At 36.6% G+C, this 20,166-nt stretch carries 16 protein-coding genes; 12 read left to right on the top strand and 4 right to left on the bottom strand.

Annotation, left to right across the window (positions count from 1 at the left end; genetic code table 11):
* Positions 1-758 precede the first annotated feature (758 nt).
* From OZP11_RS21830 to OZP11_RS21815, 4 genes are all read left to right on the top strand, one after another.
* A complete protein-coding gene (locus OZP11_RS21830; protein WP_281232604.1) occupies positions 759-3,884 on the top strand; it encodes a SusC/RagA family TonB-linked outer membrane protein in 3,126 nt (1,041 codons plus the stop codon).
* A 16-nt stretch (positions 3,885-3,900) separates the two neighbouring features.
* Positions 3,901-5,373 carry a RagB/SusD family nutrient uptake outer membrane protein gene (locus OZP11_RS21825; protein ID WP_281232603.1) on the top strand — a complete coding sequence of 491 codons (1,473 nt, stop codon included), beginning with the start codon at positions 3,901-3,903 and terminating at the stop codon, positions 5,371-5,373.
* A gap of 24 nt (positions 5,374-5,397) precedes the next feature.
* The gene (locus tag OZP11_RS21820; RefSeq protein WP_281232602.1) at positions 5,398-7,314 is read left to right on the top strand and encodes an arylsulfatase; all 1,917 of its coding nucleotides are present in this window, start codon (positions 5,398-5,400) and stop codon (positions 7,312-7,314) included.
* Positions 7,315-7,494: 180 nt separating this feature from the next.
* Complete coding sequence (locus OZP11_RS21815) at positions 7,495-8,556, top strand: sterol desaturase family protein (protein ID WP_281232601.1); 1,062 nt, start codon at positions 7,495-7,497, stop codon at positions 8,554-8,556.
* 123 nt (positions 8,557-8,679) lie between these two features.
* On the opposite strand, the gene OZP11_RS21810 is transcribed toward OZP11_RS21815, so the two are convergent.
* Positions 8,680-9,132, bottom strand: coding sequence for a DUF1810 domain-containing protein (locus tag OZP11_RS21810; RefSeq protein WP_281232600.1), 453 nt, complete (start codon positions 9,130-9,132; stop codon positions 8,680-8,682).
* Positions 9,133-9,369: 237 nt separating this feature from the next.
* Positions 9,370-10,620, bottom strand: a complete 1,251-nt coding sequence (gene rocD / locus OZP11_RS21805; RefSeq protein ID WP_281232599.1) for an ornithine--oxo-acid transaminase — start codon at positions 10,618-10,620, stop codon at positions 9,370-9,372.
* Positions 10,621-10,814: 194 nt separating this feature from the next.
* On the opposite strand from rocD, the gene OZP11_RS21800 reads away from it, so the two are divergent.
* From OZP11_RS21800 to OZP11_RS21785, 4 genes are all read left to right on the top strand, one after another.
* The gene (locus tag OZP11_RS21800) at positions 10,815-11,267 is read left to right on the top strand and encodes an Lrp/AsnC family transcriptional regulator (RefSeq protein ID WP_281232598.1); all 453 of its coding nucleotides are present in this window, start codon (positions 10,815-10,817) and stop codon (positions 11,265-11,267) included.
* A gap of 107 nt (positions 11,268-11,374) precedes the next feature.
* Positions 11,375-12,148 (top strand): dienelactone hydrolase family protein, encoded by a 774-nt coding sequence (locus tag OZP11_RS21795; RefSeq protein ID WP_281232597.1) that lies wholly within the window; start codon positions 11,375-11,377, stop codon positions 12,146-12,148.
* A 39-nt stretch (positions 12,149-12,187) separates the two neighbouring features.
* Complete coding sequence (locus OZP11_RS21790; protein WP_281232596.1) at positions 12,188-13,159, top strand: DUF3667 domain-containing protein; 972 nt, start codon at positions 12,188-12,190, stop codon at positions 13,157-13,159.
* 8 nt (positions 13,160-13,167) lie between these two features.
* Complete coding sequence (locus tag OZP11_RS21785; RefSeq protein ID WP_281232595.1) at positions 13,168-14,184, top strand: M28 family peptidase; 1,017 nt, start codon at positions 13,168-13,170, stop codon at positions 14,182-14,184.
* Between the two features lie 140 nt (positions 14,185-14,324).
* Here OZP11_RS21785 and rho read toward each other — a convergent pair whose 3' ends face one another.
* Complete coding sequence (gene rho / locus OZP11_RS21780) at positions 14,325-16,139, bottom strand: transcription termination factor Rho (RefSeq protein ID WP_281232594.1); 1,815 nt, start codon at positions 16,137-16,139, stop codon at positions 14,325-14,327.
* A 185-nt stretch (positions 16,140-16,324) separates the two neighbouring features.
* On the opposite strand from rho, the gene OZP11_RS21775 reads away from it, so the two are divergent.
* The 3 genes from OZP11_RS21775 to OZP11_RS21765 all read left to right on the top strand — a co-directional run bounded on the left by OZP11_RS21775 (position 16,325) and on the right by OZP11_RS21765 (position 18,501).
* Entirely contained in the window at positions 16,325-16,741 is a 417-nt protein-coding gene (locus OZP11_RS21775) for a DUF4293 domain-containing protein (RefSeq protein ID WP_281232593.1), read from the top strand.
* A gap of 162 nt (positions 16,742-16,903) precedes the next feature.
* Entirely contained in the window at positions 16,904-17,566 is a 663-nt protein-coding gene (locus OZP11_RS21770) for a response regulator (RefSeq protein WP_281232592.1), read from the top strand.
* A gap of 20 nt (positions 17,567-17,586) precedes the next feature.
* Positions 17,587-18,501: a sensor histidine kinase gene (locus OZP11_RS21765; RefSeq protein ID WP_281232591.1), complete on the top strand. Its 915-nt coding sequence runs from the start codon at positions 17,587-17,589 to the stop codon at positions 18,499-18,501.
* A 3-nt stretch (positions 18,502-18,504) separates the two neighbouring features.
* On the opposite strand, the gene OZP11_RS21760 is transcribed toward OZP11_RS21765, so the two are convergent.
* Complete coding sequence (locus OZP11_RS21760; protein ID WP_281232590.1) at positions 18,505-18,999, bottom strand: metallophosphoesterase family protein; 495 nt, start codon at positions 18,997-18,999, stop codon at positions 18,505-18,507.
* Between the two features lie 298 nt (positions 19,000-19,297).
* On the opposite strand from OZP11_RS21760, the gene truA reads away from it, so the two are divergent.
* On the top strand, positions 19,298-20,044 hold the full coding sequence (gene truA, locus OZP11_RS21755) for a tRNA pseudouridine(38-40) synthase TruA (RefSeq protein ID WP_281232589.1): 747 nt from the start codon (positions 19,298-19,300) through the stop codon (positions 20,042-20,044).
* The last annotated feature ends 122 nt before the right edge of the window (positions 20,045-20,166 follow it).

Genomic DNA, 20,166 nt, shown 5'->3' with positions numbered 1-20,166 from the left:
TAAAAATGATGTTTTAAAGACGTTTTTCTACCTCAATTCGAGTAAGTTAAGAAATTAAAAAAGAAAAAAACCAGGTATAAATACTACATTTTTTAGTTTTTATAAAAATTATTTTAAGTATTTTAAAAGAATTAAAAAAACAAACAAGTTATTAATAATCAGATATTTATATTTAAAAAAACTTATTTGTTTCCTCTTTTTCAATCTCCTTTCAAAAAAAAATTTAATAAGTTTTTGGTTTTTATTATATAAAAATTAACTTTGTCTATAGAGTTAGTAGAGTTTAGTATACTATTTGAAACCATAAAAAACTATATTTTGAAAACAACCGAAAGCATATCGTATTACATTCTTCCGAAAAAATACACTTATAACACTTTTTGTTATATGTGCTTCTGTTGTTAATTCCTAACATCTCTGTTCGTTATAAGATTACAATCTGAATCTGAAAACGAAATTCCAATTTCACCACCAATTTATTATTCAATACAAAATATCATTTTGATGCATACTTTATGCACTAAATGGATTATTGAATTGTACCCGTATTTTAAAAAAGAAAATAATTAACAACTAAAAAACAACCAAAATGAAAACAATGCAAAACTGCTGCTGTAAATAAAAAAAGCCATTTCTGCGGCAACAGAAATGGCAAGGCTTAAAGAATATTCATAACTAAATCAAGGAAACCATATCGAGGGTGCTGAAAAATCAGCTTCCAGGGCGCCTTGTTAATTACTTAAAACCGTTACAAAGAAATGAAAAAAAATATAAAACTCATTTTATGGGTTACAATTTTGTTGGCATCCCTGCAATTTCAGGCACAAAATACCATACCTCTTATCCAGTCTAAACTCGACGGAACTGTAGTCGATGACATTACAAATCAGCCTATTATAGGCGCATCCGTTAATATTAAAGGCACAACGCACGGTGTAGTGACAGATGTTGAAGGAAAATTTTATTTTCAGACCGGTCAGAAATTTCCTTATACCTTAATCGTAAGTTACATAGGATATAAAAAACTGGAGATTATTGTAGAGAAAAATCCGGTAATTATTCACTTAAAAGAAGAAAGACAAGAACTGGATGAATTAGTAGTTGTAGGTTACGGAACTCAAAAACGAAAAGACATTACAGGTTCTGTTGCATCGGTGCCAAAAGCTAATTTATCTCAGGTAACCTCATCGGCAGATAACTTACTGCGAGGCGCTGTTGCCGGGGTGGTAGTTACACAAAGTTCGGGACGTCCGGGTGCTTCTTCAAGCGTTCGTATTCGCGGGGGAAATTCAATTACAGCTGGAAATGAACCTTTGTATGTAGTAGATGGAATCCTGATTTACAACGACAACGGAAACAGTTCTGCCGGAGTAGCCAATGCCGGAGCGAGCCTTAACGTTTTATCAACCATAAATCCGGCCGATATTGAGTCTATGGAAGTTCTAAAAGATGCTTCTGCAACAGCGATTTATGGTTCCAGAGGTGCCAACGGTGTTGTCATTATTACCACTAAAAAGGGAACAAAGGGTCAGGACAATATTTCATACCAGGGATATTTTGGATTTCAAAACATATCCAAAAAGCTGGATTTAATGAATGCCAGCCAATGGGCCAGTTTACGAAATGATGTTCAGGCAAGTATTGGTCAGGCGCCTTCTTTTACTCCTGCCCAGATCGAAGCTTTTAAAACTTCCGGAAATTACGACTGGCAGTCGGCGGCTTTTGTAAAAGCGGCACCACTTCAAAATCATCAGCTGTCATTTTCAGGCGGAGATGAAAGATCCCGTTATGCCATTTCAGCTGGCTATTTCGATCAGGAAGGAATTGTACTGGGATCTGATTTTAAACGTATTTCATTGCGCGCAAACTATGAAAGAAACTATTCTCAGAATTTTAAATTTGGTGTCAATGCCAATTACAGTAATTCCGTTTCTAACGGAGTTGGAACTAACGGAAACAGTGGCAGAACGCCAAATCCTTTAGTAAGTGTTGTACTCACTGCGCCAGTAGTTCCTATTAAAAATGACGATGGAACTTACAATGTAACTAATAATCCGTATGCAACTTCTGTAAACGGTTATGTCCCAAATCCAATTAACGATTTGGAAAATACAATCAATGAAACTAAAATCAACCGAATCTTAACCAGTTTGTTTGGTGAATACAAAATCACTAAAAAGCTGACTGCCAAAGTTGCCGTAAGCGGTGACGTTTTAAATACAAAGCAAAACTATTACGCACCATCGCACACTACAACCGGAGCAGGAACAAAGGGTCTGGCTTCTGTAGGCGACCGATTGGTTAGCTCTGTATTAAATGAAAACACACTTAATTACAATACCAGCTTTGGTGAAAACCATAAATTTTCAGCTTTAGCAGGATACACCCTTCAATACACGCAGGGAGAAGTGGTGACAGCAGGAGCTAATACTTTCATCAATGACAATACGACTTACAATTCTATTCAGGATGGTGTACCTACAAAACCATACAGTGATGCTTTTGAAAGTGTCTTAAAATCATGGCTGGCAAGGGTCAACTATTCGTATAAAGGCAAATACAACTTTACTCTTTCCGGACGTGCCGATGGTTCTTCAAGATTTGGTGCCGAGTCGCTTTGGGGATATTTCCCATCTGCCGGATTTTCTTGGAACATTACCGATGAAGAATTTGCCAACAACATCAAAGGCGTAACCGAAGCTAAACTTAGACTTACAGCCGGAACAACAGGAAATCAGGAAATTGGAAATTATCTTTCGCTGGCTTCAATGGGTTCTGTAAATTATTCTTTTGGAGGAACACTTTACACAGGTCTCGCTCCTACCCGACTGGCAAATCCAGATTTGAAATGGGAAAAAACAAATCAGTATAATGTTGGACTGGACTTATCATTATTAGACCGAAAAATCAATTTTGTTTTTGATGTGTATTACAAACAAACCAAAGATCTATTGATTAATGTTCCTGTACCTTTAACTTCCGGTTACGCAACGGTTCTTCAAAATATTGGAGGAGTTGAAAACAAAGGTATCGAGATTGGTCTGACAACCGAAAACCTCAAAACAGAAAACTTTTCATGGAATTCTAATTTCGTATTTGCTGCCAACCGAAACAAAGTTACTGCAATAGGAAACGGCGTTAATCAATTTTTTCCTGTTGTGCCAAACGGTTCGTTATTACAGCAGCAGCCGGTTATTGTAAAAGTAGGTCTGCCTTTGGGAACTTTCTGGGGGTATAGAACAAACGGAATTTTCCAGACTCAGGAAGAAGTTAATACACAGCCCAAAATCAACAGTTTAGCCAATACAAAAGTAGGCGACAGAAGATATGTCGATACGAACGGTGACGGTGTAATTACAGCACTTGACAAAGGTGATCTGGGTTCATCACAGCCAAAATTCACAGGAAGTTTCAGCAACACGGTTTCGTATAAAGATTTTGATCTGAACTTCTCTTTTCAGGGATCATACGGCGGAAAAATCTTCAATGCTTTAAACCAGCAGTTAGAAATTTCTACTCTTGGAACCAATGCCGCCGCTGCTCTCGAAGACCGCTGGACGCCTGCAAATCCTAGTAACGAAATTCCGAGAGCTACAAGTTCTCCGCTTGGAATTGTTTCTGAAAGATATGTAGAAGATGCTTCTTTCTTACGATTAAAATTAATCACTCTTGGTTATACGCTGCCAAAAAGCGTTTCGAAAAAACTGGGAACCAAAAGCGTAAAATTTTATGTTTCTGCCGAAAACTTAATTACATGGACAAAATACACCGGATATGATCCGGAAGTAAGTTCATACGAACAAAACAACTTATATCCGGGAATTGACTTTGGTTCTTATCCAAACTCCAAAACTTTCATTTCAGGTCTGAACGTAACTTTCTAAGTAAAAAAAATATAAAATGAAAAAGATTATCGTAATATTCCTTTTAAGTGCCGGTTTATTCGTATCGTGCACCGACCTTGAGGTAACACCAACCTCATTTACCACCGAAGATAACTATTTTGTAACTCAGGATGATGCCGTGGCCAGCGTCACTGCCGTGTATGCTTCACTGAGCCTTGATCCAGGAGAGCAGAGTTTATTTGGAAGAAACTTGTATTTCCTTACAGATATGGCCTCAGATTATGCTGCAGCAGGAGTTTCTGCTACAAATCCGCAGGTTAGAGCTTTAAGCAGTTTAACACACGATGCTACTTCAGACCGTGTTCAGGTAGCGTGGAGACAAATTTATGCAGGCATCAACAGAGCTAATGTTTCTATTGACAATATCCCAAAAGTGTCGGGTTCTGAAGTTGTTAAAACAAGGCTGATCAACGAAGCAAAATTCATTAGAGGATTACTTTATTTTCAGGCAGTTCGCCTTTGGGGCGGTGTGCCGATTGTTTTACACGAACCTACAACAATCGAACTGGAAAAACTAAAAACACAAAGAAAAACAGTTGACGAAGTATATACGCAGATCATAAAAGATCTGACAGATGCTGAAGCTTTACCGGCTGCGTATACTGCTGCCGACGCAGGTCGTGCCACATCCGGAGCGGCAAAAGCAATTCTGACAAAAGTATACCTGACCAGAAAAGACTGGCCTAATGCTGTTTTAAAAGCAAGAGAAGTAATAAACGGAGGTTACGGATATGCTTTGTTCGAAAACTTTCAGGATATCTTTACCAAATCGAAAAAGAACGGAAAAGAACATATTTTCTCTGTCCAGTTTGAGCCGAATCAGGCAGGAAACGGTTCAAGCGGAAGTACCTTTCAGGCAACATCATTTACCGGATTTACAGCAACAGAGCCTGCTGATATTATCTCAGATGTTGCTTTGTTTTATGATATTTACGAAGACGGAGATACAAGAAGAGATGTCAGCTATGCCAAGCAGCTTCTTAATCCGGCGACCGGAACACTTTATACATTCCCAAAACCAATTTTTAAAAAATATCTGGATTTAACCAATCTGGCAACTCCCGGGAACGTGGCGATCAACTTTCCGCTTATTCGTTATGCCGACATTTTATTGTCTTTGGCAGAAGCCATTAACGAACAGGGAACGCCAACACCGGAAGCTTTTGAACTGCTTAATCAGGTACGAAGAAGAGCGTACGGAAAACCCATCGCAACACCCGATGCAGGGATAGATCTAACCGCTCTTGATCAGGCAGGCTTTAGAGCAGCGATTCAGGAAGAACGCAAAAAAGAGTTTGTTCAGGAAGGACAACGCTGGTTCGATCTGGTACGCTGGGGAACATTGGTTACCGAAGTAAAAAAAGTTACCGCTAAAAACTCGGTTTCAGAAAAAAATAATCTTTATCCGATTCCACAAAGCGAAAGAAATATTGACCCTGTCGGGTTACCGCAAAACCCAGGCTATTAATTAAAAACCAAAAAACGAGTACACATGAAAAATTTAAAAATCAATACTGCATTCAAAGGTCCTAAAAAAGGGCTTTTGATTACAGTTGTCCTAATAGCTCAATTAGGACTTGCACAGGAAAAACAAGAATTTAAAGGAACTATTGGAAAAACTCTCGCCGATTCAAAAGAATACTGGCCGGATCCTGTAACAGCACCAAAAGGCGCTCCAAACATTGTCTGGATTTTATTAGATGATGTTGGTTTTGGAGCTTCAAGTACTTTTGGAGGTTTAATCAACACACCTACATTCGACAATCTGGCAGACAATGGCTTACGCTATACCAACTTTCATACAACAGCAATCTGTGCCCCTACACGTGCAGCTTTATTAACTGGAAGAAATTCGGGAAGGGTTCATGTTAGCGGTTTCTCTCACACGATTTTGTCAGCAGGCTTTCCAGGCTGGGATGGGCGAATCCCATCTGACAAAGGAACTATTGCAGAAATCCTTCGTGACAATGGTTATAACACCTTTGCCGTTGGAAAATATGGCGTAACTCCGGATGAAGAAGCCTCAGATGCGGGTCCGTTTGACAGATGGCCTACCGGAAAAGGTTTCGATCATTTCTACGGATTCTTAGGTTCGCAAACTGATCAGTACAATCCTGATTTAGTAGAAGATCAGACTCATATTAAACCGGACGGACGCCATTTAAATGAATTAATTACAGATAAAGCCATCAGCTATATCCAAAAACAACAAAAAGCAGCACCGGGAAAACCATTCTTTTTGTACTATGCACCGGGAGCCGTTCATGCACCTCATCAGGTTGCCGAAAAATGGGTTGAACCGTACAAAGGAAAATTTGACGAAGGCTGGGATGTATATCGAGAAAAAGTATTGGCTAACCAAAAGAAATTAGGTACTGTTCCTGCCAATGCCGTTTTACCAGAACGCAATGCTTTAATTACCGAATGGAAAAAACTAACTCCGGACCAAAAGAAAGTATACGCCAGATTCATGGAAGTTTACGCCGGATTCCTTACGTATACCGATTATGAAATTGGACGAGTGGTAAATTATTTAAAAGAAAGCGGACAACTTGATAATACGCTGATTTTTGTTGCCATTGGTGATAACGGAGCAAGTAAAGAAGGAACTTTACAGGGAACCATCAGCCAGAGTTTGTTTTCTCAGGGAAAAACAGATGAAGAAAACTTCCAAAGCAATTTAAATAATATTGGAGAAATTGGAACTGCAAAAGGTTTAAATACTAATTATCCTTTAGGATGGGCTCAGGCAACAAACGTTCCTTTCAAAAACTGGAAACAAGACGCACATTCTGAAGGCGGAACGCGTAATCCGCTGATTGTTTTTTATCCAAACGGAATTAAAGACAAAGGCGGTATCAGAAACCAATACAGCCACGTTACCGATCTTTTGCCTACAACTCTGGATATCGCCGGAATCAAAGCACCGGAATATATCAAAAACATTAAACAGGACATTATTCAGGGCTCGACATTCAAAGCTTCTTTAGACAATCCAAAAGCGCCATCCCTGCATACGGTTCAGTATTACTATATTTTTGGAAACCGAGCCATTTATAAAGACGGATGGAAAGCTTCGGCTGCACATTTACCGGATTCATTTGCCGTGAAAAAATCGTTGGGAAATAATGAAAAACCAGCTCCAAGTAATTTTGATACAGATGTTTGGGAGTTATACAACTTAAACGAAGACTTTAACGAACGTAATAATCTGGCAAAAAAATATCCGGAAAAACTGGCCGAACTTAAAAAATTATTTGACGAACAGGCCAAAGAAAACAATGTATATCCGTTGATTGACTGGCAGGATGTTTACAACAGAAGAATCCACAACACAGGAGCCGACAAAGGAAAAACAGTTTCTGAATTAATCAAACAGGTTACAAAATCTGGAGAAAGTTCTAATTAACTTTTACACAACCTGCAAGGTTTTGAAAACCTTGCAGGTAATAAAACGAACAATATGAAACGAGTAGATTATGAAATTATAGGAAAAAAGATTGTCGTTGGGGTAATCTTGTTTTTAGTACCGCTGGCCATTTTAGCCGGAGGATTAACCATTATTAATCAATTTTTAAAATAAGAAATCATGGCAGCAGTTCAAAATTCAAAATTGACAAGAGACTTGACCATAAGTCTTTTTATCTATTCATTGCCAGTCGCGGCAATCTATCTTTATTTTAAACTGGGCGGTGCCGCAGTGAGCGAATCTCACATTACACTGCCTTCCTTTTTAGAATTCGTACAGCCCGTTTTTGCAAACATCAGAACATGGGGATTAACCGTATTTATGATTGTACTGGGACTTATAGAATTTGGAGCAGGTTTATACGACGATCAATGGACAGGTGAAGAACGCAAAATTGATATTGTGTCTTTTCTTGCTCCAAAATTAATTTTACCTCCGGTTATTGCTTTTTTCAGTTTAACAGCTTTACCGTATTTATTCCCAAATTTGGCCGGCTCCTTATCGTGGGTTCCGTTTTGGGGAGGTTTTTTCCTAATTGCCATTGCCGATGATTTAACGCAATACTGGTATCATAGATTACACCATCAGGTTCCGTTTTTATGGCGTTTTCACAGAACACATCACTCAGCTCCGTATATGGGGATGGCAATGGCTTCCAGACAAAATTTTATCTATACGATTTTCTTTTCTCAGATTTATTTAACGGCTGCTTTAACATATTTAGGATTAGGATTACCCGCCTTGTTTGTTCTTGTAATTAAAAGTTTTATCACTCTTGGAGCACATTCAAGCATTGCCTGGGATAAACCATTTTACAAATACAGAATTTTACATCCAATTGCATGGGTTTTAGAAAGATTAATTTCTACCCCGGCAACACATCATGCGCACCACGCAGATACAAGCGGAGACGGTGTAGGTCATTTCAAAGGAAATTTCGGAAACATGTTTTTTATCTGGGATGTCATCTTCGGGACAGGATTAATTACTCGTAAATTCCCTGAATCATATGGAATGAAATCATATAAACAGGAAGAATGGTATGCTCAATTTTTATGGCCGATATTTAAATCTAAAAAAGAAGGAAGTGCTTTGGCAGAAGGTGTTTTATCTGTACCATTGAAACCAAAAGAAGCTTTAGTTGAAACAGCTCCGGCTCCGGTATTAGAACAAGCTCATTAGCAGTCAATTGCATTAAGAGATAATTACTTTTTTTGATATTTTAGTAATTATGAACAAAAAGCGATAGTTTTACGACTATCGCTTTTTTATTTTAAGTTAGGATTGAAATTAATATATCGAAGATTATGCCTGAAGGACAACCTCTTTTGATGCATTAGCAATTGATAAAGTAGCAGGATCTAAATGTCCTGAAAAGAAGGTGTCGAGCATTTCCTGAAATATAGGATTCGCATTTTCGACCTGAGAAAAAAGACTCATGGAAGAACGTAATTTTCTCGCCCCTAAATCACCCAAAATAGCTTCGGCAGATTTTTTTCTAAAGTTTAAAAGAAGTTCACAAACCTCAATTAAATGTTTAGCCAGTATAGGATGATTTAAAAATTCCGCGGCTTCTTCAAGGTTTTCAATGGCATAATATCTTGCAAGGTCACTTTTCCCTAATCCTTTTATCTGCGGGAAAATAAACCACATCCAGTGGGTTTCTTTTTTTCCTCTTTTAATTTCTGAAACAGCAGTAAGATAAAGTTTATTCTGCGCATCTAAAAAACGAGTTAAATCAGTAGTTCCGTAGGCCATTTGTAATTATTTTAAATTATACAGCATTGATTTGTTTTGGGTTAAAAATCTCTAAAAAGCCCCCCAAAGCTTTTTATGAGATTTTAAATTCCATCCTTAAAATGGATATCCAAAACTAGTTCTGATCCCGTTTTAAAAATTATATAATTTACATCAGTTGTTATACAATTCTTATCTCACAAAAAAAACGCTGCCAAAAATTCCGGCAGCGTTTTCATAACTTTATGCTAAGATCGATTATCTAAAATCGTTCAGTGATTTCTCGATGATTTCAAGACATTCATGTATTTGTCCTTCAGTCATTACCAAAGGCGGTGCCAGTCTGATTTTATTACCGTGAGTTGGTTTCGCCAATAATCCGTTGTCCCTGAATTTCAGGCAGATTTCCCAGGCCAGATCCGAATCTTCATCACTGTTAATTACAATCGCATTCAAAAGTCCTTTTCCGCGAACCAGTGTAATTAGATTGTTTCGTTCTGCAATTTCGTTAAGTCCTTTTCTTAAAATAATTCCAAGGCGCTCAGCATTTTCAGCCAGTTTTTCTTCTTTAATTACCTCAAGCGCTGCAACTGCAACAGCTGCCGCAACAGGGTTTCCTCCAAAAGTAGATCCGTGCTGTCCCGGTTTTATGACATTCATAATTTCATCATTTGCCAAAACCGCCGAAACAGGATAAACACCTCCTGAAATAGCTTTACCCAGAATCAAAATATCCGGCTGTACATTTTCATGATGAACAGCTAATAATTTTCCGGTACGTGCAATTCCTGTCTGAACTTCATCGGCAATAAATAAAACATTATGTTTTTCGCAAAGTGCTTTTGCTTTCGCCAGATATCCTTCTGACGGAACATAAACACCTGCTTCACCCTGAATAGGTTCTACTAAAAATCCGGCAATCGTTCTGGATGATTCCAAAGCTTTTTCAAGAGCTTCAAGATTATCGTATTCAATTTTTATAAATCCGTCAGTAAACGGTCCGAAGTTTTTACGCGCCGTTTCATCATTAGAAAAAGAAATAATAGTAGTCGTTCTTCCGTGAAAATTGTTTTCACACACAATAATCTGCGCCTGATTTTCAGGAATTCCTTTTACTTCATACGCCCATTTTCTGCATACTTTAAGCGCTGTTTCAACCGCTTCTGCTCCGGTATTCATTGGCAGTACTTTATCAAAACCAAAATACTTTGTGATGTATTCTTCGTAATTTCCTAATTTATCATTGTAAAAAGCACGCGAAGTAAGCGTAAGTTTTTGCGCCTGATCGATCATTGCCTGAACAATTTTTGGGTGGCAGTGTCCTTGATTTACTGCCGAATAAGCAGATAAAAAATCAAAATACTTTTTACCGTCAACATCCCATACATAAACACCTTCTCCTTTTTCTAAAACCACAGGAAGCGGATGATAATTGTGAGCTCCGTATTTATTCTCTTTTTCAATCAAAACCTCTGATTTTGACGAAAGTATCTCTTGTGTATTTGCCATGATAATTTCTTTTTATAAAAACAAAAATATAAAAATTATTTATTTATCAACTAAATAAAGATATATTTAACTCAAAAAAACCAAAATTAAAATCAAATTAACTTATTTTCACCAATATAAAAGTCATTTTTAAAATTGATTTCCAACATTCAATCCAGACTTTTTTTATCTTTACAGAAATTAAAAAATATAGTATGGATATTTTAGATGAATTTGATATTAAGATCATCAAAGAATTAGAAAAAGATGGCCGCATTGCCTATTCGACAATTGCATCTAATCTTAAAATTTCAAATACTATGGTTCACCAGCGCATTAACCGCATGTTTGAACAAGGTGTGATTACAGGTATAAAACCCATTTTGAACGAAAAACAAATTGGCTACGACTGGGCTTCTTTTACCGGAATCACACTCAATAAAGATTCAGATTCAGAACGCATTATCGAAGCTTTAAAAGAAATTCCTGAAATCACCGAATGTTATTTTGTAACGGGTTCTTTTACTTTGTATCTAAAAATTACTGCCAGAAATCACGAGCACATGCGTAAAATTTTATATGAAAAAATCGATAATATTCCCGGCATTGCCAAGACCGATTCGATGGTCGAATTGGGCTGCGCCTTTAAACGCAATGTGTCTTTATAATCTGATTATTTTTTTATTCAATTTTAACAATATCAACCTCATAAGAATTACTTACTGAGGTTTTTTTGTAACATTTTATTTCTGATATTTGTTAAAAATTGTAAAAAATGAAAAATTCAGCTACACTAATCTTCGCAACTATATTGTTTTCTACTACAATTAATGCGCAGCTAAAATCTGTAAAATATTCTGAGGGAAACCAGACTTTAAATGGTTTGTTTGCAAAATCGGCTAAGAAAAGCAGTCAGAATCCCGGAATTTTAATGCTTCCTGCCTGGCTTGGAATCGACAACGCTTCTAAAGGAATTGCAGAAGATTTATCAAAATTGGGCTATCATGTCTTTATCGCTGATATTTATGGTGAGGGGAATTATCCGAAAAACACTTCTGAAGCAGGAAAACAAGCCGGTTTTTACAAAACCAATTATCAGGCCTATCAAAAACGCATTGAAGCCGCTTTGCAGGAACTAATTAAATCCGGAGCAAATGCCGATAATATCGTAATTATTGGATATTGTTTTGGAGGAACCGGAGTTCTGGAAGCAGCACGCGGTCATTTGAATGTAAAAGGTGTGGCTTCGTTTCATGGCGGCTTGGGTAAAGAGGCTTCGAGACCTGCAGAACCAATTACCACCAAAGTTTTAATCTGTCATGGTGCTGACGATCCATTTGTTTCAAAAGAAGAAATTGCTTCATTCCAACAGGAAATGCGTGATACAAAAGCAGACTGGCAGATGATCTACTATGCCAATTCAGTACATTCATTTACAAATCCGGAAGCAGGAAATGACAACTCAAAAGGCGCCGCTTATAATGCCGTGGCTGCCAAAAGATCTTTTGAACATTTACAAGTTTTCCTGAACGAAGTGCTTAAGAAATAACCTAAAAACTGACCAAAACTAAACCAACCAAATAAACCAATGTCACATAACAAAATCAGAGAAGACAAAACCTGTCTGAACTGCCGCCATGTCGTAGAACAAAAGTTTTGTCCTAACTGCGGACAGGAAAACAGCGATAGCCGAAAGACTTTTCATCATTTATTTGTTCACTTTTTTGAAGATTTAACGCATTATGAAAATGCTTTCTGGAAAACGATTAAAAACCTTCTTTTTAAACCTTCAACGCTGACGAAAGAATATCTTTCAGGAAAACGTCTCTCGTATTTAGCTCCGGTGCGATTGTATATTTTTATCAGTTTCATTACTTTTTTACTGATTGCAATGTTTCCGGGAAAAGTCAACGAAAACAGCAATAAAAGCGAAAAGGACTTAGATGAAGCAATTGCTAAAACCACTAAAGAACTGAATATCAAAAAGGAAGACAAGAAGTACTTTACTTTTTTAAATATGAAGAAATTTGATTCTATCCAGAAATATGGAAAAGAAGAAGAAAAGCTTAATGCCAGCAGTTATTGGTTTATTGAAAAAGCAAGTCACGTTACTGAGAAATACACAAAAAAAGAAATTTATACAAAGTTTGCAGAAGCTTTCTTTCACAATCTCCCTAAAATTCTATTTATCATTATGCCTTTTTTTGCGTTTTTCTTGTGGCTGTTTCACAACAAAAAGAAATGGTATTATTTTGACCACGGGATTTTCACCCTGCATTATTTCTCTTTTTTACTCCTGATCTTCCTGATTATGTTTATTATAAACAAAATAGCCGGGCTTTTCGGCGAGGATAATCCCCTCACCTATGTGTCGTCGCTTATCAGTATTGCAGGAACAATCTGGATGTGTTATTATTTCTACCCCGCCCATCATCGATTTTACGGCGAGTCCCGAATAGTATCTTTTCTAAAAAGTGTTTTATTATTCATTATCAATGCACTTTTTATCCTATTTTTACTGATCTTATACGTTTTATACACCTTTATCAATTTACACTAATACAAAAAATGAAAAAAATTGTAATTCTTTTATTAATTGCCTCGGCCTTTTCGTGCAAAAATACACAGTCGACGGTATCAAAAGATAACTCAGATCCAACTAAATATCTGAAACAGATTTCAGAAAAAGATCTTAAAGAAATGCTTTATGTAATTGCTTCTGATGAAATGGAGGGTCGTGAAACAGGTTCTGCCGGACAAAAAAAAGCAGGTCTTTATATGATCGAGCAATACAAAAAAAGCGGTATTTCTTTTCCAAAAGGTGCAAAAGATTTCTATCAGCCTGTTCCTGCTGCGTTTTTGAACGCAAGACGCAACGAAAATTTACCGGATTCAGAAAATATCTGGGCTTATATTGAAGGTACCGAAAAACCGGATGAAGTACTGGTAATTTCAGCTCATTATGACCACGTTGGAGTTAAAGGCGGTGAAGTGTACAACGGAGCTGACGATGACGGTTCAGGAACTGTAGCGGTTATCGAAATGGCAAAAGCTTTTGCAAAAGCTAAAAAACAAGGTTACGGTCCAAAACGTTCTATTTTATTCCTGCACGTAACAGGCGAAGAGCATGGTTTACATGGTTCACGCTACTATTCTGAAAACCCTCTGTTTCCAATTGCCAATACAATTGCTGACATCAATATTGACATGATCGGACGCCGTGATGCTGAACATGCTAATACAAACAATTATGTTTATGTAATTGGTGCCGACAGGTTATCATCTGACCTTCATAACGCTGTGGTTGCTCAAAATGAAAAATACATCAAAATGGACTTAGATTTTAAATTTAATGACCCAAAAGATCCAAATCATTTTTATGAGCGTTCTGACCACTATAACTTTGCAAAACACGGTATTCCGTCAATTTTCTTCTTCAATGGAGTTCACGAAGATTACCACGGAAAAGATGATACTGCAGAAAAAATTGAATATGATGCTTTAACTCAAAGAACAAAACTGGCTTTTGTACTTGCCTGGGATTTAGCAAACAGAGAAAACAGACCTGTAGTTGATAAGAAATAGGTTCTAAGGTTCTGAGAGGCAAAGGCGCAAAGGTTTTTCCTCTGCAAACAATAAAAAAGGGATGAGTTTTACTCATCCCTTTTTTATTTATATATTAATTAAAGAAAGCCTTTGAACCTTAGTTCCTCAGAACCTCCCTTTTAGTCATTCATAGAAATCAAAAACTCTTCGTTGTTTTTGGTTTTCTTGAAACGATCGTTTACAAAATCCATAGATTCTACCGGATTCATATCTGAAAGATATTTACGCATGATCCACATTCTTTGCAGTGTTTTTTCGTCTAATAATAAATCGTCGCGGCGTGTACTTGACGATGTAAGATCGATAGCAGGGAAAATACGTTTATTGGCAATTTTACGGTCTAACTGAAGTTCCATGTTACCGGTTCCTTTAAATTCTTCAAAGATCACCTCATCCATTTTAGAACCTGTTTCTGTCAATGCCGTTGCAATGATACTTAATGATCCTCCGTTTTCAACATTTCTTGCCGCTCCAAAGAAACGTTTTGGTTTTTGTAACGCATTGGCATCTACACCACCGCTTAATACTTTACCAGATGCCGGCTGAACGGTGTTGTAAGCTCTTGCCAAACGTGTAATAGAATCTAAAAGAATGACTACATCGTGTCCGCACTCTACTAAACGTTTTGATTTTTCAAGAACGATATTGGCAATTTTAACGTGTTCCTGCGGTTCTCTGTCAAAAGTTGACGCGATAACTTCGCCTCTTACACTTCGCTGCATATCGGTAACCTCTTCAGGACGCTCATCGATCAAAAGAACGATCAAATAAACTTCTGGGTGATTTGCCGCAATTGCATTTGCAATATCTTTTAAAAGCATGGTTTTACCCGTTTTTGGCTGAGCAACGATCATACCTCTCTGTCCTTTTCCTATAGGAGAAAACAAATCGATAATACGGGTTGATATAGAACTGCCTTTTTCGGCTAATTTAAATTTTTCTGAAGGGAAAACCGGTGTTAAGTGTTCAAACGAAACTCTGTCGCGAACTACCTGAGGATCATGTCCGTTGATTTTTAATACGCGAACAAGAGGAAAAAACTTCTCACCTTCTTTTGGCGGACGAACCACTCCTTTTACGGTGTCTCCGGTTTTTAAACCAAATAACCTGATTTGAGAAGTCGATAAATAAATATCGTCAGGAGAAGCTAAATAATTATAATCTGAAGAACGTAAAAATCCGTAACCATCCGGCATCATTTCAAGAACACCCTCACTTTCGATAATTCCGTCAAACTCAAAGTCTGAATCCCTGAAATTATTGTTGTTTTTCTTGTTTTTGTGATTTTGGTTCGGGTTTTGATTTCCGTTATTTCCATTACCATTTTGATTCTGGTTCTGATTTGGATTTTGATTCTGGTTTTGGCTGGAATTTTGGTTTTTATTCTGATTAGGATTAATCTTTTTAACCGGAGCAGGATTTTCAGTCTTTTCAGCGACTGGTTCTGTAGTGGTATTCTCTGTTGTAACTTCTTCTTTAGAAACTACGTCTTTTACAGCTTCTTTTTCCTTTTGCTGCGCCACCTTTTTCTCGTAAGCTGACTTATTAAATTTTACTGCTTTAGCTCCTTTTTTCTCTGCTGCAGGCTTATTTTCGGCAGTTTCCAGGGGCTGTTCGGTTTGTTTATCTTCTGCTGCCACAGGAGTTTCGGTTTCCTTTGGCGTTTCTTCTACAGTATCAAATTCAAGAACAGGTGCATTTTTGCTGACTGCTTTTTTAGCCGGAGCAATTCGGGCTCTTTTTGGCTTTTCATTGTTTGTTTCCTTTTCTGCAATAGTTTCTGCCGGGGGTGCCGAAGCCGCCTCCTGATGGGCTAATATCTGAGTAATCAGAGTATCTTTTTTAACGCCGTTGATCTTTATAGTTTTAGCTAACTTAGCTATTTCTTGAAGCTCAGCAAGCTTCATTTCTTTTAATGCAGAAATATCAAACATGAATGTTCTATGAGTTTAATTATTTTTAAAAGGAAATACTGTAAAAAGAATAGGTAGATATTTTTTTTCAATTGACCGCAGTATGAAGTGCTTACGGTATTTTGATGCAATAATACGAATAAAATTTAATCATACAATAGTATTTTAAAAAAAGAAAATATATTTTTGTAAAACAATTTCAAGTTATGTTACAACGAATTCAAACCGTATATTTAATTCTTACCTTCATTGTAAGCGGGGTTATACTATTTTTTGTACCGCTTTGGACATTAAATACAGGCAAGCCGTTCTACTTTATGCAGAGCCAGCTTTACACGGTATTACTAGGATTAAGCACTATGCTGACTATAATCAGTATCATATCATTCAAAAAAAGACAAAATCAGTTTGTAATGGGCAGACTGAACATAATATTAAACTTAATTTTGTTAGGATTATTTGTATATCGCTCTCTAAATTTATCTGGAGAAACGGCAGATGCTGTTTCTGAGAAAGGTATTGGGATGTTCATGCCGATTGTTTCTATCGTGTTATTAGTTTTAGCTAATAAGGCCATCAAAAAGGATGAAGATCTTGTAAAATCTGTAGACCGTTTGAGATAAACCTATAAACTTAATTTTTTGTGCGAAGAAAACCCGAATTTTTATTCGGGTTTTTTTGTGGCCATAAATCTGCCAGACCGGTTAAAACTGACATAATCAGCTTAAATTTCATTTGTAAGATAATTTTTTCATAAATTTGCATTTTTTGCTTCTAAAATAGTTATGACAGATAAAATCAAAATACATCTTGCTGATGATCATCAGGTTCTTATTGATGGATTGAGCAATTTACTGCAGACTGTTCCTGAATTTGAAGTGGCAGGCAGTTCATTGAACGGCATCTCTATATACGATGATGTGATCGAAGATAAAGCTGATGTTTTGGTTTTAGATATCAGTATGCCGGAGAAAGACGGCATTGAAGTTTTAAAAGAATTCAGTCAGAAACAATTTCCCTGCAAAGTTATTATCCTGTCCAGTTATGATGATCTCAAAATCATTAAAGAAGTCATGAAACTGGGTGCCAAAGGCTATTTAACCAAAAAATGTGCAGGCGAAAATATTATCGAAGCCATAAAAGCGGTATATCAGGGACAGGAATATTTTTCTGATGCTGTAAGGGAAAAAATTTTCAATATATTTTCTCAAAACAATCCCAAACTAAACAAAAATGTTTTAATCGAAAATCCGATTTTGAGTCCGCGGGAAATCGAAATCATCACTTTAATCTCCCTGGAATACAGCGGAAAAGAGATAAGCGAACAATTATTCATTAGTCCGAATACGGTTGAAACACACCGCAAAAACATCTTAAAAAAACTCAATATCAAAAACACAATCGGGCTTGTAAAATATGCTTTAAAAAACAATTTGATTAATCCGTAAAAACAAATCAAAATTCAGTTATGGCTTTTATCCGATTTTTTATTTCTTTTCTATTTATCGTTTTAAGCAGCACTTCAGTCTTTGCTGCACAGAACACAGCTTCTGCAAGCAATGCCGTACAGCAAAATGCAGGAAAAGAAACAGATTTAAGGCAATCTAATAATGTACAATTAGAAAATAAAAAAATAGTCAGTTTATCTGTCATACTGGTTATCATGCTGTTTTTTCTCTTTTACTATGTCTATCAGAACAGTATGTTAAAGCAAAAAATAAAGCGAAAAGATACCAAGCAAAAAATACTCCTCAATGCTATTGATGCCGGAATTGACACTCAGGAAATTGAACAGAAAAAAATTGCTTCGTTTTTACACGACAATGTAAATTCCCTTTTATCCTCGGCAGGACTTCATTTAAATGTATTTACAGCCAAACATGATATTCAGTCAGAAGAAATTAAAAAAGCAAAAGCAATTCTTCAGGAAGCACACGATCTTTTACGTGATATATCTCACGAACTCGTTCCTACTCTTCTGGTTCGTTTTGGGCTAATTTATGCGCTCGAAGATTTATGCGAAAGAAATTCTAATTCAGATATTTATTTTAAGTTTTCCAGTTCTGTTTCTACAGAAACAAGGTATTCTGAAAAATTCGAAATGAAACTTTATTTTATAGTTTCAGAATTATTCAACAATATCATTAAACACAGCAGAGCTCATAAGGCGCAAATTTCGATACACGAACATCATAACAGACTTATTATCATTATTCATGACAATGGAAAAGGTTTTAATGCTGAAAAAATAGATGAAATCGAAGGTTTCGGACTTAACAGGATCAGGGTTAGAATAAAAAAACTCAAAGGTACTTTTTCGATCATTTCAAGGCCTGATGAAAACACCGGAACTTCGGTAAAAATTAAAGTCCCAATTGCTTAGAAGTTACTTCTTGCCTATTTCTATAATTTCAAGGTCTTTTATTTTATCCCCATCAATTACAAAACGCAGCATTGTACGCATTTGATGAAAACCGCTTTTTCCTGCCGCACCGGGATTCATATGAAGCAGATTGTTTTTCTTATCAAACATCACCTTCAAAATATGTGAATGTCCGCAGATAAATAATTTGGGCGGATTTAAAGTCATTTCATCCCTTAGAGCCGGATTGTATTTTCCGGGATAACCTCCAATGTGCGTAATCCAAACTGAGACATCTTCGCACATAAAGCGATTGTGAAGCGGAAATTCTAATCTGGCTTTTGCATCGTCTATATTCCCGTAAACACAACGCAGCGGTTTGAGTTTTTTAATCGTATCAGTGACGTGTAAATCGCCAATATCACCGGCATGCCACACTTCATCTGCCTGATTAACGTATTTTAAAATAGTATCATCAATATGACTATGGGTATCGGAAAGAAGAAGGATTTTGAGCATTTTTTCTTTAAAGGTCTAAGGTTAAGGCGCTAAGGTTTTCTTTGTAGAAACACCCTGCCGCGCATCTTTGTCCGTGATTGGCAAAATTAAGTATTTTGTTTTACAATCTAGCTTTAGATTTACAGCTGTTAGTTTTGTAATACACATTATTAAACAATCTAATGTTAGACGCACTGCAGCGCCTCCCTACGAATATCAGAACAAAAAGAAAACCTTAGCTCCTCAGAACCTTAGCTTCTTAAAAAAAACCTTAGAAACTTTTTTCATACCTTTGCACTCAAGAACCTCTATCCTTAAAATGAGATATTTTATTCAATTTGCTTACAACGGAACCCATTATCACGGATGGCAGTTTCAGCCCAATGCACCTTCAGTCCAGGAAACTTTAAATAAAGCACTTTCTGTTTTACTGAATTCAACAATAAGTGTAATGGGCGCAGGAAGAACTGACACCGGAGTTCATGCTTCTGAAATGTACGGTCATTTTGATTTTGAAAACCCTATTAATGTTCCGGTTTTGGTACACAAACTCAATTCGTATTTACCTAAAGACATTGCCATTTTTGACATTATCCCGCTGCATGATGACGCTCATTGCCGTTTTGATGCTGTGAAAAGAACTTACGAATATCATATCAATACTGTAAAAAATCCGTTTTTGGAAGGATTAAGCTGGTATGTAAATCAAAAACTGGATGTAGATTTAATGAATGAAGCTGCTCAGGTTTTATTGAAACATACCGATTTTCAGTGTTTTTCTAAAGTTAATACAGATGTAAATACTTTTGACTGCACGATTTTTGAGGCCTATTGGAAAAAAGAAAACAACAAACTGGTTTTTACAATTTCGGCAAATCGTTTTTTACGAAATATGGTTCGCGCGATTGTGGGGACTTTAATTAATATTGGTTTACACAAAATTACACTGGCAGACCTGGAAAATATTATTGCCAGTAAAAGCAGAGAGAAAGCGGGATTTTCGGTTCCGGCACATGGATTATATTTAACCGATATTTATTACGATTACATTACAAAACAGCCCTGATTAAAGTGAAAAGCTTTTTTGAAAAAAATATAGTTTTTGTGTTTTGTATAAAGCGACCGGAGGAAGCTCTTATACAAAACAGTACAAAAACATATTTTTGAGAAAAACTTGAAACGGAAAGC

The sequence above is a fragment of the Flavobacterium gelatinilyticum genome, assembly GCF_027111295.1.
Lineage (GTDB): Bacteria > Bacteroidota > Bacteroidia > Flavobacteriales > Flavobacteriaceae > Flavobacterium > Flavobacterium gelatinilyticum.
The sequence above is the reverse complement of the archived record's forward strand: the minus strand, read 5'-3'. Positions and strand labels throughout refer to the sequence as shown.